A 15,482-nucleotide genomic window follows, 5' to 3' on the forward strand; every position below is an offset into this window, starting at 1 on the left:
GCGGCATGGCGAGGTTACCGTCCGGTCATGACCCCCACCCTGGCGCAGCTTCGCTACTTGGTGGCCGTCGCGGACTGCCGTTCCATCACCGGCGCTGCCGCCTCGGTCTTCGTCGCCCAGTCCGCCCTGTCGCGGGCCATCCAGGCCATGGAACGCGACCTCGGAGTCGAACTCCTCGCCCGCCGGGGCAGGGGCGTGGACCTCACGCCGGAAGGGGCCCGGGCCGTCCGGCTCGCCCGTACCGTCCTCGACGCGGTGGAGGCGATCGACGACATCGGGACCGCGCACGGCAGTGGCGTCCGGGTCGTCCTGACCCTCGTCACGACCCCCACCCTGGCCCTGGACCTGGCCGCCGACCTGGTGCCGGCCTTCACCGAACGGCACACCGGAGTGGACATCCGGCTCCAGCAGCACGACAGCCGGGAGTCCCTCGTGCAGGAACTCACTACGGGCAGAGCCGAGTTGGCCCTGGTGGACCTGCCGGTGGACAAGGAGCTGTCCACGCACCACATCCAGGAGCGCGAGGTGGTGCTGATCTCCCCGAACGGCTGCAAACTGCCCGACCCGATGCCCTTCAGACTGCTCGACGGCCTTCCGATGGTGCTGCCGACCCCGGGCGCCGGCCGGCGCACCGAGATGGAAGCCATGTTCAGCTGCCTGGGAGTGCGCCCCGTGCCCTCCCTCGAGGCCGACGAACGGCTCGCCTGGGTGACGGGCGTGACGGACGGCCGCGGCTCGGTCATCTGGTACCGGGACGTGGCCGCGCGCGCCTTCGGTGACCGCGCGGAGATCCGCTCCTTCTCCCCGCCCCTGCTGCGCCCGGTGGGGATCGCGCACGCCCGGCGGCCGCTGAGCCGCGCGGCCCGGGCGTTCATCGCGCACGCCCGGCACAACGCACCCGTACGGGAGCCGGCGCGCTGACCGAAAACCACCGGCAGGTCGCGGCAGCCATGCCCGCACGGCATTGAACCATGTTCAAAGAGGTGTCCGCCGGCCCTGGCGACGGCACCTGACGTGCCATCACATTGTGTGCATGTCCCGACTCCTCACGCCCCCACGGGCCGCCGCCCTCGCGACCGCGGCCCTTGCCACACTCCTCCCGGCGGCCGTCTGGATGGCCAGTGCCACCGCCGCCCCGGCCGGCCTGCCCACCTCCGCGCCCGCTCCCGCCGCGGCCCTGGCACCGGAGAAGAGGTGCACGCTCCCCGGCGGCCTGGCCGAGCTCAGCGGACTCGCCATGAGCCGAAAGCACCCCGGCGTGTTCTACGCCGTCAACGACAGCGGCAACACCAACCAGGTCTTCGCCATCGACTGCACCACGGCGACCGGCCGGCTCCGGGCCACGTACACCGTCTCCGGTGTCGGCAACACCGACTGGGAGGGGCTGGCCCTCGGCAAGGACGCGGCCGGCCTTCCGGCCATCCTGGTCGGCGACATCGGCGACAACTTCAGCGGGCGCGCCGAGATCACCGTGCACGCCTTCGCCGAGCCCGAGCAGCTCGCCGATGCCACCGTCACGCCGGTGACGTACCGCTTCGCCTACGCGGACGGCCGGCACGACGCCGAGTCCCTGCTCGCCGACCCCGTCACCGGGCAGCTCTACGTCGCGAGCAAACTCATCGGCGCGGCCGGTCAGTTGTACAAGGCCCCGCTTCCCCCGCTGACCGGGCAGGTCAACACCCTCACCGCGGTCCGCCCGGGTCCGGTCTTCGCCACCGACGGCGCGTTCTCGCCGTCCGGCGCCTCGTACACCCTGCGCAGCGGCGGGCCGCTCGGCGCCAACACCGCCACCGTGTACGACACCGCGGGCACCAAGCTCGCGGAGGTCGCCCTGCCCGCCCAGTCCCAGGGCGAGACCGTCGCGTACGCGGACTGCACCAGCCTGCTCGTCGGATCGGAGAACGACACCCAGATCTGGCGGGTCCCGCTGCCCCCGGAAGCCACCCCGGGCTGCGGCACCACGCCGACGCCCACCCCCACGCCCACCCCCACGCCCACCCCCAGCCCCACACCCGGCCCGGGCGATCTGAAGGTCGCCGACCCCGGCCCGCAGACCTGCAAGTTCAACCAGTCCTGCACCATCCGGCTCACCGCCACCGGCGGCAAGCCGCCCGTCCGCTTCGCCGCCGCCGGCCTGCCGTTCGGCCTGGCCCTCGACACCGCCTCCGGCCGGATCACCGGCAAGCCCTGGGGCAGCGGCACCGTGCAGGTCACGGTGACCGCCACCGACTCCACCGGGGCCACCGCGAGCACCGCCTTCCCCCTCGCCCTCACCTGGTTCTGACCCCGGACTGGGCGGACTTGTACAACCCGGCCTCCAGGCCGCACTGTTGGCCGAGTTTCGTCCATACGGTCAGGAGAACCCGCTTGTCACCCGACAACGCACCCGCGCCCGCGTACGTCATCGACCCCGCCGGCGGCTGCCCGCACGCCCTCAATGCCCGGCTGCGCGCCCAGGGCTCCGTGGCGGACGTCGTCCTGCCCGGCGGGGTCCCTGGGGCGGTCGTCCTCGGGCACGAAGCGCTGAAGGAGTTGCTCGCCCACCCCGACGCGGCCAAGGACGCCCGGCACTTCCCGTCCCTGCACGACGGCACCATCCCGCCGGACTGGCCGCTGCGGGCGTTCGCCAACGCCCAGGGCATGCACACCTCCGACGGCGCCGACCACCGCAGGCTGCGCTCCCTCGTCGGCAACGCCTTCACCGCCCGCCAGGTGGAGCGGCTGCGGCCGCGCATCGAGGAGCTGACCGCCGGGCTCCTCGACGACCTCGGCCGGGCCGCGGCCGAGACCCCCGACGGTGTCGCGGACCTGCGCACCCACTTCGCCCTGCCACTGCCGATGAGCGTCATCTGCGAGCTGCTCGGCGTGGACCCCGAGCACCGGAGCCGGCTGCACCACCTGTCCCACACGGTGATCATCGCCACCGACACCACCCCCGCCGAGGCGATGGCCGCCGTACGGGAGCTCGTCGAGCTGATGGGCACGATAGCCGCCGCCCGCCGCGAGAAGCCGGGCGACGACCTGACCAGCGCGCTGATCGCCGCCCGCGAGGGCGACGGCGACCGGCTCAGCGAGGCCGAACTCATCGGCACCATGCGCCTGATGCTCGTCGCCGGCCACGAGACCACCCTCAACCTGATCAGCAACGCCGTCCGCGCCCTGTGCACCCACCGCGACCAGCTCGCCCTGGTGCAGGATTCCAAGGCCACCTGGTCCGACGTGGTCGACGAGACCCTGCGCTGGGACGGACCGGTCAGCTGGTTCCCGTTCCGGTACCCCACCCGCGACCTGACCGTCGACGGGACCGTGATCCCGCAGGGCACCCCGGTCCTCGCCGGCTACACCGCGGCCGGCCGCGACGAGGCCTTCCACGGCCCGGACGCCGACCGCTTCGACATCACCCGCCCCACCGCCGCCCGCAACCTCTCCTTCGGGCACGGCGCGCACTACTGCGTCGGCGCCCCGCTCGCCCGCCTCGAGGCCGTCATCGCCCTGGAGCGGCTCTTCACCCGCTTCCCGGACCTCGACCTCGCCGTCCCCGAGCCCGAACTCCCGCACCAGCGCAGCTTCATCGGCAACAGCGTCGACTCCCTGCCCGTCCGCTTGACCCGGCCGTAGCTACCGGCCGTCTCCGGGCGGCTGGAGCTCCGTGCTCAGCCAGCCCAGCGCCTCCGGGTACATCCCGGTCCAGGTCTGGAAGTTGTGGCCGCCGGCCGGGCGGACGAGGGTCCTCACCCGGACCCCGCTGCCCGCCGCGGCCCGGCTGAAGGCCTCCAGCTGCTGCGGCGGGCTGTCCTTGTCCTGCGCCGAAGTGGCCAGGAACAGCCCGACGTCGGCCCGCTTGGCCTGCCGGACCAGCCACAGGGGGCTGTTGCGCTCGCGCAGGGCCGGGTCGGCCAGCACCTCCGGGTCCCCGGCCAGCGGGTCCGGGTCCAGGGCCGCGCCCGCCCGGAACACCTTCGGGTACTGCAACGGCAGCTTGGCCGCGCAGAACGCCCCGGTCGACACGCCCATCACCCCCCAGCCGCTGGGCTCGTGCAGGGTACGGAAGTTCTTGGCGACCAGGTCCGGCACGTCCTCCGCGAGCCAGCCGGCCACCTTCCGCGTCGGCGTGTTGCTGCAGTCCGTGTTCACCCCGCCCGGGTAGATCTCCGGGATCACGAGGATGAACGGGTGCGCCGCGCCCAGCCGGACCAGCTGCTCCAGCGCGCCGGGCATGTTGCCCAGGTCGATCCAGGTCCGGGGCGAGCCCGGATACCCGTGCAGCAGCATCAGCACCGGGAACCGGGTCTTCTCCGCGCCAGGGGCCCGGTACTCGGGCGGAGTCCACACGATCACCTGCCCGGCGAGTTTCGAATGCGAGCCGCGGAAATAGGTGGTCTGCGTTCCGTCGCCGCCCTGCGTGAACTTGGCCCGGCCCAGCGGCCGCCCCGTCATCGCCGAGGAGTTCTGCACGTACTCCGTGCCCAGCAGGTCGTTCCAGGAGGAGTAGAGCCCGTAGCTGCCGTTGATCCAGGTCGCGATCACCGCGATGGACGTCAGCTGGCACAGCCCGATCATCAGCACCCGCACGGGCCACCGCACCCACCCGGGTCCCGGGATCCGGTTCCACAGCAGCAGGGCGGCGAGCATGGCGAGCGCGGTGACGGCGATCAGTGTGACGAGGAACGACGTACTGGTCAGCTCCACGAGGGCCGGCTCCTGACGTGCGGGTCGGTTTCCCAGGGTGTCCGCATCATGCCTTCCTCCGGGAGGCGGGGCGGACACGCACCGACACCGAGTGCCACCCGGTCGCCCCGTCGGGGACGGTCCCGGTGCGCACGCCCGTCTGGACGGCGCCCGTGCCGTCCGTGGCGCGGACCTCCAGCCTGTGCGCGCCGGGGGTCGCCTCCCACTCCCACACCCACTGCCGCCAGGTGTCGTTGCCGTCCGCGGCCCCCAGCCGGGCCTCGTGCCACGGGCCCGCGTCGACCCGTACCTCGACCCGGGAAATCCCGCGGTGCTGCGCCCATGCCACCCCGGCCACCGCCACCCGGCCCTCCTCCGGCTCGGCGGACGGGCGCGGGGTGTCGATCCGGGACTGCGTCTTGACCGGGCCCTGCTGCGCCCAGGACCGGCGCACCCAGTACGCGTCGTACGCCGCGAAGGTCGTCAGCTGCAGCTCGCGCAGCCATTTGCACGCCGAGACGTACCCGTACAGGCCCGGTACGACCATCCGTACGGGGAAGCCGTGCGCGAAGGGCAGCGGCTCGCCGTTCATCCCGACGGCCAGCAGCGCGTCCCGGCCGTCCATCACCGTCTCGACGGGCGTGCCGATCGTCATCCCGTCCACCGAGCGCGCCACCAGCTGGTCCGCCGGACCGCCCTGCGAGGGCGGCCGGACCCCCGCCTCGCGCAGCAGGTCGGCCAGGCGCACGCCGAGCCAGCGGGCATTGCCCGCGTACGGTCCCCCGACCTCGTTCGACACGCAGCAGAGGGTGATGTCGTGCTCGACGAGCGGCCGGGCCAGCAGCTCGCGCAGCCCGAATTCAAGCGGGTTCGAGACGCCCTCGCCGTGGATGCGCAGCCGCCAGGTGTCCGCGTCCACCCGGGGGACGACCAGGGCGGTGTCCACCCGGTAGAAGTCCCGGTTGGGCGTGATGAACCGGGAGATCCCGTGCACCCGCAGGTCGGCGCCGGGCGGGACGGGCGGCGCGGGCACGGCCGGCTTCGGCAGGACCAGATCCGCCCGGGAGGCCGTGGCCCCCGCCGAGCCGTACGCGCCGAGCCGGCGCCCCGCGTACCCGATCCCAGCCGAGGCCACGAGGGCCGCGGCGACCAGCCGGCCGAAGCCGCGCCGGTCCACCGACCAGGCCCCGCCCGGCGGCGCGCCCACCGGGCGGGGCCTGGCCAGCGCGCGGACCAGCAGGAACAGCACCCCGGCGGCGGCCAGCCCGCCCACCAGCGACGGCAGCGCGTCGCGCCAGGTCGCCTCCGGCCGGCTGAGCGCGGCCACCGCCCCGACCAGCCCGAAACAGCCGGCGAGCACGATCCCGGCGGGCAGGTGCCGTACGGCGAGCACCCCTGCCGCGACGGCGACCGCACCCAGCACGACGATGATCCCGAGGGCCAGCAGCAGCTTGTCGGCGGTGCCGAACTCCCGGATCGCCCATTCCTTGACGCCGACCGGCGTACGGTCGACGACGGCTCCGCCGACCGCGGTGATCGGGGAGGATTCCGGCCGGACGGCCGCCGAAGCCAGCTCCGCCACGGCCAGTCCCGCGCAGGCGGCGACCAGCCCGCAGACGGCACCGCCCAGGATGCGGCGCCGCCGCCCCAGGTCTGCCTTCACACGGGTCATGCGCAGTCACCGTCCGCCGCGAAGCCGGATACCGGGTGCCGGACACCGGATGCCAGGTGTCGGGCGCCGGTACGGGAGGGGACCCGCCCGCCGGTTCCAGTGTCACTCCGACCCGGGCGGGCCTGCGCCCGGCCGCGCCCGTTCGGCCCCGTTCGGGTCAGTGCACCGGCGCCGGCGGCACCCAGCGCCCGGTGCGCGGGGCCTTCACCCCGTACTCGGCCTTCAGCTCCGCCGGGATGGCGTGGTGCATGACCCGGCCCCGGGTCAGCGCGGACAGCTCGAAGCCGGCGAGCAGCGAGCCCGCCTTGTCCAGCGCCCACTCCGCGAAGGGGCTGCTGTCCTCGATGGTCTCCAGCAGCCCCAGGAACACGGGGACGGCCTTGGCCGCCGAGTCCCAGGGGCTGCGCGGGATCTCCAGCCAGTCGCCGATGGTGTCGCCGACCAGGTAGCGGACGGTGGCCGGGACCATGGGGTCGAAGAGCGTGCCGGGGACCACGTCCTCGTACAGCCGCAGCAGCTGCGCGCCCAGGCCGACTCCCTCCGGCGAGGGGCCGAGATGGCGCAGCAGGTAGAGGTCGCAGTACGCGCGGGCCTCGGCGAGGTTCTCCGGTACGGCCGACATGTCGCAGCCCAGCAGGGCGGCCACGACCCGCCAGGCGTAGTAGTAGGCCTCCGCGCCCTCCTCGCTCATGTGGACGCCGAGCCGGTGCATGGCGTCGAGCACCAGCAGCGAGAAGAAGGTCTGCCCGGCGATCATGTCCTCCTGGCAGATCGGCAGGCCGTCCCGCTCGACGTCCCAGTGGCCGCCGTGGCGCAGGTGGTGGCGCACCGCCGCGTGCAGCAGCCGGACCTTCTGCGCGGCCGGGATGAACTTGCTGCCCTCCGCGAAGGAGTCGGTCCGCATGAGGTACGTGACGAACTGGCCGGTGTTGGCCATCCGCCGGGAGGGGTACGCGAGCGAGTGCGTCGAGGAGAGCAGCCGGGCCATCCGGGGGACGGCGTAGCTGACGGGCATCGCGGCGAAGGACAGGCCGGTGTTGATGTGGGCGGCGTTGTCCATGAAGAACAGCCGGGCCTGTTCCATGACGTCCCAGTCGACCCAGGCCGGGGGCACGGCGGTGGCCTCGAAGTAGGCGCGCGCGGAGGCCGGGAGACGCTCGGGGAGCGGGTCCCCGGCGGTGGTGAAGAACCGCATGAGCGTGTTGAAGTCGCCCACCTCGTTGCGGTGGAACAGCGCGGCGACGGTCTCGTCGGCGAGCGGATCACCCTGGGCGGACAGGGCGTCGAGGGCGGCGTCGTCGTAACGGGGGCGTGGTGAGGCGGTGTTGGCGGTGGTCACTTCACTCGTCCTTCTCGTCTGTTCGGGAGCGCGCGCGGGCGCGCGAGCGGAGGCGGGGGCGGGGGTGCGGGATCCGGAGGCCGGAGCGGGCCGGGGGCCGGCGGCCGTGGGCCGGGCGCCGCCCGCGGCTACAGCGAGCGCTCGGCTGCGTTTCCGGCGAGCTCGCACAGCGCGGACCGCGCCTCCGCGGGCATCGGTACGGCGTCCAGCCCGGCGGCGGCCCGGGCGATGCGCTCCCGGATCATGTCCTCGACCTGCTGCCGGGCCCCGCAGCGCTCCATCAACTCACGTACGGCCGCGGCCTCTTCCTCGCCGAGGTCGGGCCGGCCGACCAGCTTGGCGAGCAGCCGCCGGTCGTCGGCGCCGGCCGCCGCGACGGTCAGGGCGAGCAGCGCGGTCGGTTTGCCGTCCCGCAGGTCGTCCACGTTCGACTTGCCGGTCCTGGCCGGGTCGCCGAAGGTGCCCAGCAGGTCGTCGCGCAGCTGGAAGGCCTCGCCGAGCGGGAGCCCGTACGCGGAGAAGGCGTCCAGCAGGGCGCGGGATCCCCCGCCGAGGGTGGCGCCCAGGTGCAGCGGCCGCTCGACGGTGTACTTGGCCGTCTTGAAGCGGGCCACCTCCAGCGACTCCGCCAGCTGAGGCTCCCGGGCCGGCTGCGCCCGGGTGCGCAGCACCTCCAGAAACTCGCCCGCCATCGTCTCGCGCAGCAGCGTGGACCAGAGGGGGACGGTCCGGGCCAGATAGGCGCCGGGCAGCCCGCAGGAGCTGAAGACGTGTCCGGCGTACCCCATCAGCAGGTCGCCGAGGATCATCGCGAGGGCGGTGGAGCGCTGTCCGGCGGCGGCGAAGGCGGCGTGCGCGGTGAGCCGGCCGTGCCGCATCCGGCTGTCGTCGATGATGTCGTCGTGGGTGCAGGCGGCCGCGTGGACGAGCTCCATCGCGGCCGCGGCCCGGATCACGCCCTCGCAGTCGGGCTGCCCCGCCGCCCGCCAGCCCCAGTACAGGTACGCGGCCCGGATCCGCTTCCCGCTCGCCAGCGAGCGGCGCAACTGCTCGGACAGCGGGAAGAGTTCGACGTGCAGCCCGAGCAGCGCCTGCTCCTCCTCGTCGGCCAGCCGGACCAGCACCTCGTCGATGCGCTCCTTGAAGCCGGTGTGGTCATGCACGGGGGTGGCCCTCGCCCGCGACGCGCTCGGCGGCCCGCCGGGCCATGGTCTCCAGGTGGTTCTCCGCTCCCGCTCCCGACCGGCGGGTGGCCAGCTCGCCGCGCTTGCGCAGTTCCACGACCCCGTCCGTGAGCAGGTCCCGCAGGTCGGGGCGGCGCAGTACGTCCTGGGCCCGGTCGGCGGACTGCCGTAACTGGTCGAGGGCCAGATCGGCGACCCCGGCGGCGAGGAGCGTCAGCAGCTCCAGGGTCACGGCGGGCTTGCGGTCCCCGGTGGGCCCGTGGTCCCCGGTCGGCGGGGCGTCCTGCGCGGCGCCCTCCGGCCCGGGCTGTGCGGGATGCCCGGGCTGTCCGGGCCGTTCGTGTCCGGTCTGGGACATGCTCGGTGCACTCCTGCTGGCGTCGGGCCGTCACGGCGTCGGAAGGGGCGGCCGCCGGATGCTCCGACGGCCGCCCCTGATCGCTCCGGACAGTCAACCGAGTGCCCGTCCCGTGCGTCGAACCGCAGGAGGTTTTCTCCCTCGCACGAGTACCGGGATTCCCACGGGCGGGTGATGATCAGAGCATGATCCGACCGCCGCCGTGCCGGGTGGTGTAGAAGGTCAGCGGGCGGCCCCCTCCCAGGACTTCAGGGCCGTGGCGACGGCCGTGGCCAGGGTGTGCGGATCCCCGCTCGGGCCGTTCGCCCCGCTCGGATGCCGGGTGGTGCGCCGGGCCCAGTCCTCCTCGTACGCGTGCCAGTCGATCTCCCGGGGCGCCGCCCGCCGGACCAGTGACTCCTCGAGCGTCTCGAAGTAGGCCGCCCAGCGGGGCGCGTACAGCTCCCCGACCAGCCCGCTCCATTCGCGGTTTGCATAGTCGTGCAGGAAGCCGCCCTCGCTGGTGCTGCGCCGGCCCCACACGCTCAGGATCGAGCGGGCGTCGTACTCGTACCGGTCCTGCTCGGCCTCGTCCGCGCCCCAGGAGCGGGCCGCGGAGAGCCAGTTGCCGAGCAGGAAGTTCGGGTCGGAACCGGTGATCGCATCCAACTGCCGCTCCCCGTCCGCCCATTGCCCGGTCAGCTCGCGGAACCGGGTCAGGTCCTTGGCCTCGTAGGCCGCCTTGATCTTCGGCAACAGCACCCGCGAGTGGTTGGCGAGGGCCTGCCGGGCGGTGTCCACCAGGTCGAAGCGGTAGGCGCTGGAGCCGCGCAGCTCCGGATCCACCTTGAGCAGGTGGTCCAGGGCCCGGCGGACCGCATCGGCCGGGTAGCGCATCGACTTGGGGCTCCAGTACGCCGAGCCCACCGCGGTCAGGCCGGGCCGGGCGGTGAACAGGCTGTCCTGGGACTCCGACCACAGGCCCGAGGAGGTGCTGTACGGGCCCGTGCGCAGCTCCTCCCAGGCGGCCGCCGCCTCCTTGTCGGGCCGCCCGTACCGGCGGCCCGCGAAATCGGCGAACCACTTGCGCTGGTCGATCGTCCCGGGCTCCCAGGCGAGATCGGTGAACAGGTCGAAGGCGGCCGGGTTGGTGCCGGTCGCCTCCGGCAGGTAGGCGATGCCCTTCAGCGCACTCTTGGTCTTGGCCCGCCAGGGGCCGAACCGCTCGATCCACACCGAGGAGTTGGCGCCGATCGTGGTGTGCCCGCCGAAGTTGTAGATCGTGCCCATCGCGTACGGGGCCCCGCCCCAGCGCGCCTCGCGGTCCAGGCGGTTGTAGCGGTCCGACAGCCCGTCGAGGATGAGCAGCTTCGAGGTGTCCACCCCGGCGAGCAGCTCCGCCTTCGGGCTGTCCTGCCAGCCCAGCACCGCCCACATCGCGCCCGGGTGCGCGGCGTGCAGCGCCGACTGGACGGCGCCGGCGGCCGCCTTCACGTCGACAGTGCCCGCCTTCCCGCCCTCGTGCAGCGGGCTCATCCGGTACATCGTGCTGTCCCCGAACACGGCGCGCTGCTCCGCGTAGTACGCGGCGGCCAGCTTCCCGAACACCGGCGAGGACGGGTCCAGCCAGTCGGGCCGGTCGAAGCCCGCCCAGTCGCCCTGCGCCACCGTCGTCCCGCCCGGGTTGCGGGCGGCGAACCCCGGCGGCACCGTGCCGAAGTAGCCCGGCAGCACCGGGGTCATGCCGAGCCCGCGCAGCTGCTCGGCGATCCGCCCGCCGAGCTCGGCGCGCTCCTGCATCAGCCGCTCGGAGACCGGGCCGCCGAAACCGCTCAGGTTCTGCAGCAGCCACCAGCTCTGGTGGCCGGGGCCGGGGATCCACTCGCGCAGCTCGGCGGCGGAGTAGCCGAAGCCCTGGAGCGCCCGGTAGTAGGGGTACTCGGCGCCGGCCTGGACGAACACCTCGTTGATGCCGTGCAGGGCGAGCAGGTCGATCTGCCGCTGGTGCTGCTCGAAGGTGCGGTACGGGCCCGAGTAGCCGTCGTCGGTGTCGTTGAGGGCGTAGCGGTGCGGGACGAGCGCGCTGCGGGTGACCGGCGCGGGCACGGCGGGCAGCCGCGCGGGCAGCATGCCGATGCTGTCGCCGGGCCAGCCGATGTCGGCCCCGGCGATGTGCTGGAGGTACCAGCCGACGCCGGTGAGCAGGGTGGCGCCGGTGGACCCGCGCACGGTGATGGCGCCGGCCGAGCCGGACACCGTGAACGTGTCGGCCCCGGCGGCCGGATCGGGTACGAGGGTGAACTGGGCGGCATGGCGCGGCAGCAGCCGCTCCAGCGCGGCCCGCGCGGGCCCGGCGTCGAAGGCCCGGGGCTTCGGCGCGCCGGGGGAGCCGCGGTGTGCCGGGCCGCGCGCGTGGTCCCGTACGGGCGCGAGCGCGGGGCCTCGTACGTGGTCCGCGTCGGCCATGTCGGCCAGTGCGGGGGAGCCGGCGCAGAGCAGGGCCAGCAGCGTGGCGAGGGCTGCCTGGCGGCGCAGCTGCGCGCGCCGCCGGCGCCGGGGCGGGGAGTTCGTCATCCGATGAGTCACCGATCCGTGGTCTGATCCCGGTCTGATCCGGACCCCGTCCCGTGCCGGGGCCCGTGGGTCCGGTCTGGTCGTGCTGCGTGCTGCGTGCTGCGTGCTGCGTCGTGGGCCGGTGGCCCGATGCGCGATCGGGGCTGCCGACCGTGCGCCGTCCGGGGCCGGCTCCGGACGGCGCCCGGTCGGCAGCCCCGGCGGGTCGTCAGACCGGCAGGGACCAGGCCTGGTCGACCCGGTGCTCGCCGCAGTCGGTCAGCCGCAGCCGCTCGGCCGGGGCGTCCGGGGCGGCGGCCGCGGCGGGAGCCGTCAGGCACAGCCCGCTCACGTCCTCGACCAGCGCCCCGTCCCGGCGGTGCGTCCAGCGCCGGCCCGGCTCGCCGGGCGCGCAGGCGGCCAGTTCCACGACTCCGTCCTCACCCGCCGACAGGCACTTGCCGGTCAGGCGTACGCTCGCCTCCGGCCCCAGGACCCAGCGCTGGTCGGCGGCCGCAGTGCACGGCGAAAGGACCACCGCGCCCACCCCGGAGGTGTTGACCCCGTCCACGCACTGGGCGCCGTTCCCGGTGATCTGCCCGGTCGGGACGGCCGCGCCGCACCCCTCGCGCGGGGTGAGCCGGAAGACCGCCGTGTCGTGCGCCGCCACCTTCCCCGTCAGGGAGGTCGAGACCTCGGTGCTCTTGCCGCTCCACAGGTCCTTGGCGTCGACCGTGCAGGAGTACAGCCCGATGTCGGAGAGCGGTACGGAGATGTCCCGCGTGCCGGCGGACCGGTTGAGCACGGCGACGGCGCGGTCGCCGTTCGCCAGCGGCCGGGCGAGCACCTCGAAGGTGGCGTTGGCGGAGAGCACCGCGCCCTGGCGGCCCATCGGGTCCTGGTCCAGCGCGATCAGGTCGGTGTTGCCCAGGGCGGCCAGCCCGGCCGGGGTGAGCTTCGAGACGTCGGAGGACAGGATGAACGGGGCCGCCATCATCGCCCACAGGCCCACCTGGCTGCGGCTCTCGGCCGCGGTGAGCCCGGGGGCGCCCGCGATCAGGAAGTCGGGGTCGTTCCAGTTGCCGGGGCTCGCGTACCGGCCGAGCCAGCGGTTGTAGCCGTAGTTGCCCAGCACCGAGCTCCACCGGGAGGTTGCGGGCGCGGTCGCGTTGTAGACCTTGATGTCCTTGCCCTCGCGCCACAGCTGGCCGGTCTCGCCGACCCAGCCGAGGACCTTGTGCCAGTCGGAGCCGCCCCACTCGCCCTGCTGGAAGTAGGCGGGGGCGGAAGCCGAGAGCACCATGTCGCGGCCGCTCTCCCGCAGGCCTTCGGCGACGGCGTTGTACGCGTCGCGGTACGCCTGCTCCTTCGTCTTCTCGGGCGGCACCCACAGGTTGCAGCCGTCCATCTTGACGTAGTCGACCTGCCACGACGCGAACTGCCGGGCGTCCTGGGCGTAGTGGTCCGGGCCGCCGCCGTCGGGGGAGCCGCTGCCGGGGTAGCGCTCGCAGGTGAGGGAGCCGGCGTCCTCGTAGATGCCGAACTTCAGGCCCTTGGCGTGCAGGTACTCGCCGAGCCAGGCCATGCCGTGCGGGAACTTCTGCGTGTCGACGACCAGGCTGCCGTCCGCGTCCCTGCTCCTGGTCATCCAGCAGTCGTCGACGGTCACCGTGTCGTAGCCCTTGGCGGCGAGGCCGCTGGACACCAGTGCGTCGGCGTTCGCGACCACCTTGGCCTCGTCGATGTCGCACATGTAGTGCGCCCAGTTGTTCCAGCCCATGGGCGGGGTGAGCGCGAGCGGGCTGTCCGAGGTCGCGTAGGGCTCGGCCGCCGCGGGGGCGGGGGCGAGGCAGAGGGCGAGCAGGGCGGCCGCGGTCAGGCAGGGGAGCGACGCACGCAGGCGAGGCGGCACGGAGACTCCTTGAGGTGGGGCTGCAGTGCGCTCAGTGCAGCGGTGCGACTACCCGCTGTCAACATAAGTCGATGGTTATGGCTCAATGACCAGCAATATGGCCGTAGTCGGCGTCACACGATCGGGGAGGGGCGGTGGCGATACGTCGTATGTTCCATCGTCTGATACGGTGTATCTCATGCCGAGGAGATCAGCCGCCCTGGACCGCGCGACGCCCGATGCGATCGCCGTCGCCGCCCTGCGCCTCGTCGACGAGGAGGGGCCGAACGCGCTGAGCTTCCGCGCCCTCGCCGACCGGCTCGAGGTCTCCCACGCCACCGTCCAGCGCCGCTGCACCGACCTCGCCGGACTGCTCGACCTGTGCACCGAGCACCTCGCCGGGCAGCTGCCCGAGATCCCGGCCGGGACCGGCTGGGCCGAGGCCACCGAGCTGCGGTTCACCGCCCTCTACCGGCTGCTCACCGCCCACCCCGGGCTGCTGGTGCTCCGCGGCGGCCGCCCCTGGCTCGGCCGCCAGCTGCTGGCCCGGCTGGTCGAGCCCGCGCTCGCCGACAGCGTGGCCGCCGGGATGACCGCCGCCGAGGCGATGACCGCCTACCGCCGTATGTACCTGCTCACCCTCGGCAGCGCCGCCTTCGTGGATCACCGGGATCCGGCCGGAGCCACCGCCGCCTCGCGGGCGGCCCTCGCCGCGCTGGATCCGGAGCGGTTCCCCGTGCTCTCGGGCGGGCTGGCCGACGTACTGCCGGCCCTGACCGACCACGAGGTGTACTACGGCGCCCTGCGCCAGCTGATCGAGGCCAACCGGCCTGCCGCCGCCTGAAGCCGCCCGAAGCCGCTCGAAGGGACCCCGTCATGGACGTCATGGAACAGCAGCTCGACTACGCCGCCGTACGCGCCGCCGCCGACCGGATATCCGGGTCGGTCCGCCCGGTTGCGGTGGTGCCCGCCGCCGAGGGCCTCTGGTACGCGTTGGAGTACCTCCAGCACACCGGGTCCTTCAAGGCCCGCGGTGCCCGCAACTTCCTGGCCGCCCACCGCGAGGCCGGCACCCTCCCGGACGCGGGCGTCACCATCGCCTCCGGCGGCAATGCGGGCCTCGCCTGCGCCTGGGCGGCCCGAGCGCAGTCCGTTGCCGCCACGGTCTTCCTGCCCGCCAACGCGCCCCGCGTGAAGGTGGAGAGGCTGCGCGGCTACGGCGCCGACGTACGGCTCGTCGGCGACCGGTACGCCGAAGCGCTGGCCGCGTGCGAGGAGTTCGCGGCGGCCGGCGGCGCGCTGAGCAGCCACGCGTACGACCACCCGCTCATCGCGGCGGGCGCGGGCACCCTGCTGGACGAGATCCGGGCCGGGCTGCCCGGTCTGGACACCGTGGTCGTCGCGGTCGGCGGCGGCGGGCTGTTCGCCGGTGTCGCCGCCGCGGCCCGCGAGCACGGCGTACGGGTGATCGCGGCCGAGCCGGAGAACTGCCGGGCCCTGAACGCGGCATTGGAGGCGGGCCGGCTCGTCGATGTGGCCGTGGACTCGGTCGCCGCCGACTCGCTGGGCGCCACCCGGGTCTCGGCTGCTGCGCTGGCCGCCGCGCAGGAGAAGAACGTACGGTCCGTCCTGGTCCCGGACGCCGCGATCACCGCAGCCCGGCGCGCTCTGTGGGAGGAGCACCGGATCGTGGTGGAGGCGGGAGCGGCCACGGCCCTGGCGGCCGTGCGGAATTCGCCCGAGCCGCTGGGCGAGCGGGTGGCCGTCGTCCTGTGCGGCGCGAACACCGACCCCGGGGACCTGGCGGTCCCCGGGGAGTGACGGCCCCGGAGACTGAC

General features: G+C 73.9%; 12 protein-coding genes. 5 read left to right on the top strand and 7 right to left on the bottom strand.

Annotated elements, in window-relative coordinates; genetic code table 11:
* Nucleotides 1-27: 27 nt before the first annotated feature.
* The 3 genes from AB0M76_RS06120 to AB0M76_RS06130 all read left to right on the top strand — a co-directional run bounded on the left by AB0M76_RS06120 (nucleotide 28) and on the right by AB0M76_RS06130 (nucleotide 3,618).
* Nucleotides 28-921 (top strand): LysR family transcriptional regulator, encoded by an 894-nt coding sequence (locus AB0M76_RS06120; RefSeq protein WP_365951757.1) that lies wholly within the window; start codon nucleotides 28-30, stop codon nucleotides 919-921.
* Nucleotides 922-1,033: 112 nt separating this feature from the next.
* Nucleotides 1,034-2,284: an Ig domain-containing protein gene (locus AB0M76_RS06125; RefSeq protein WP_365951758.1), complete on the top strand. Its 1,251-nt coding sequence runs from the start codon at nucleotides 1,034-1,036 to the stop codon at nucleotides 2,282-2,284.
* Nucleotides 2,285-2,367: 83 nt separating this feature from the next.
* Entirely contained in the window at nucleotides 2,368-3,618 is a 1,251-nt protein-coding gene (locus tag AB0M76_RS06130; protein WP_365951759.1) for a cytochrome P450, read from the top strand.
* Here the strand turns inward: AB0M76_RS06130 and AB0M76_RS06135 are convergent, their stop codons facing one another.
* The 7 genes from AB0M76_RS06135 to AB0M76_RS06165 all read right to left on the bottom strand — a co-directional run bounded on the left by AB0M76_RS06135 (nucleotide 3,619) and on the right by AB0M76_RS06165 (nucleotide 13,665).
* Nucleotides 3,619-4,689 carry an alpha/beta hydrolase-fold protein gene (locus AB0M76_RS06135; protein ID WP_365951760.1) on the bottom strand — a complete coding sequence of 357 codons (1,071 nt, stop codon included), beginning with the start codon at nucleotides 4,687-4,689 and terminating at the stop codon, nucleotides 3,619-3,621.
* Between the two features lie 46 nt (nucleotides 4,690-4,735).
* Nucleotides 4,736-6,340 (bottom strand): molybdopterin-dependent oxidoreductase, encoded by a 1,605-nt coding sequence (locus AB0M76_RS06140; RefSeq protein ID WP_365951761.1) that lies wholly within the window; start codon nucleotides 6,338-6,340, stop codon nucleotides 4,736-4,738.
* Nucleotides 6,341-6,497: 157 nt separating this feature from the next.
* Nucleotides 6,498-7,679, bottom strand: a complete 1,182-nt coding sequence (locus AB0M76_RS06145; protein WP_365951762.1) for an oxygenase MpaB family protein — start codon at nucleotides 7,677-7,679, stop codon at nucleotides 6,498-6,500.
* A 128-nt stretch (nucleotides 7,680-7,807) separates the two neighbouring features.
* Complete coding sequence (locus AB0M76_RS06150; RefSeq protein WP_365951763.1) at nucleotides 7,808-8,842, bottom strand: polyprenyl synthetase family protein; 1,035 nt, start codon at nucleotides 8,840-8,842, stop codon at nucleotides 7,808-7,810.
* Complete coding sequence (locus AB0M76_RS06155; RefSeq protein ID WP_365951764.1) at nucleotides 8,835-9,221, bottom strand: hypothetical protein; 387 nt, start codon at nucleotides 9,219-9,221, stop codon at nucleotides 8,835-8,837. Before AB0M76_RS06155 ends, AB0M76_RS06150 begins: the two co-directional genes overlap by 8 nt.
* A 222-nt stretch (nucleotides 9,222-9,443) precedes the next feature.
* A complete protein-coding gene (locus tag AB0M76_RS06160) occupies nucleotides 9,444-11,774 on the bottom strand; it encodes an alpha-N-acetylglucosaminidase (RefSeq protein WP_365951765.1) in 2,331 nt (776 codons plus the stop codon).
* Nucleotides 11,775-11,982: 208 nt separating this feature from the next.
* A complete protein-coding gene (locus tag AB0M76_RS06165; RefSeq protein ID WP_365951766.1) occupies nucleotides 11,983-13,665 on the bottom strand; it encodes a ricin-type beta-trefoil lectin domain protein in 1,683 nt (560 codons plus the stop codon).
* A 178-nt stretch (nucleotides 13,666-13,843) separates the two neighbouring features.
* Between AB0M76_RS06165 and AB0M76_RS06170 the strand changes: the two genes are divergently transcribed.
* Together AB0M76_RS06170 and AB0M76_RS06175 are read left to right on the top strand one after the other, a co-directional pair.
* Complete coding sequence (locus AB0M76_RS06170; RefSeq protein WP_365951767.1) at nucleotides 13,844-14,488, top strand: TetR/AcrR family transcriptional regulator; 645 nt, start codon at nucleotides 13,844-13,846, stop codon at nucleotides 14,486-14,488.
* Nucleotides 14,489-14,529: 41 nt separating this feature from the next.
* Nucleotides 14,530-15,465, top strand: coding sequence for a serine/threonine dehydratase (locus AB0M76_RS06175; RefSeq protein ID WP_365951927.1), 936 nt, complete (start codon nucleotides 14,530-14,532; stop codon nucleotides 15,463-15,465).
* The last annotated feature ends 17 nt before the right edge of the window (nucleotides 15,466-15,482 follow it).

The organism is Streptomyces sp. NPDC051364, from assembly GCF_040682115.1.
Classification (GTDB): Bacteria; Actinomycetota; Actinomycetes; order Streptomycetales; family Streptomycetaceae; genus Streptomyces.

Bases quoted from the DNA above. Each gene is read 5' to 3' on its own strand.
- AB0M76_RS06170 (WP_365951767.1), top strand. From the start codon at position 13,844: ATGCCGAGGAGATCAGCCGCCCTGGACCGCGCGACGCCCGATGCGATC.
- AB0M76_RS06155 (WP_365951764.1), bottom strand. From the start codon at position 9,221: ATGTCCCAGACCGGACACGAACGGCCCGGACAGCCCGGGCATCCCGCA.
- AB0M76_RS06125 (WP_365951758.1), top strand. From the start codon at position 1,034: ATGTCCCGACTCCTCACGCCCCCACGGGCCGCCGCCCTCGCGACCGCG.
- AB0M76_RS06160 (WP_365951765.1), bottom strand. From the start codon at position 11,774: ATGACGAACTCCCCGCCCCGGCGCCGGCGGCGCGCGCAGCTGCGCCGC.
- AB0M76_RS06120 (WP_365951757.1), top strand. From the start codon at position 28: ATGACCCCCACCCTGGCGCAGCTTCGCTACTTGGTGGCCGTCGCGGAC.
- AB0M76_RS06140 (WP_365951761.1), bottom strand. From the start codon at position 6,340: ATGACCCGTGTGAAGGCAGACCTGGGGCGGCGGCGCCGCATCCTGGGC.
- AB0M76_RS06175 (WP_365951927.1), top strand. From the start codon at position 14,530: ATGGAACAGCAGCTCGACTACGCCGCCGTACGCGCCGCCGCCGACCGG.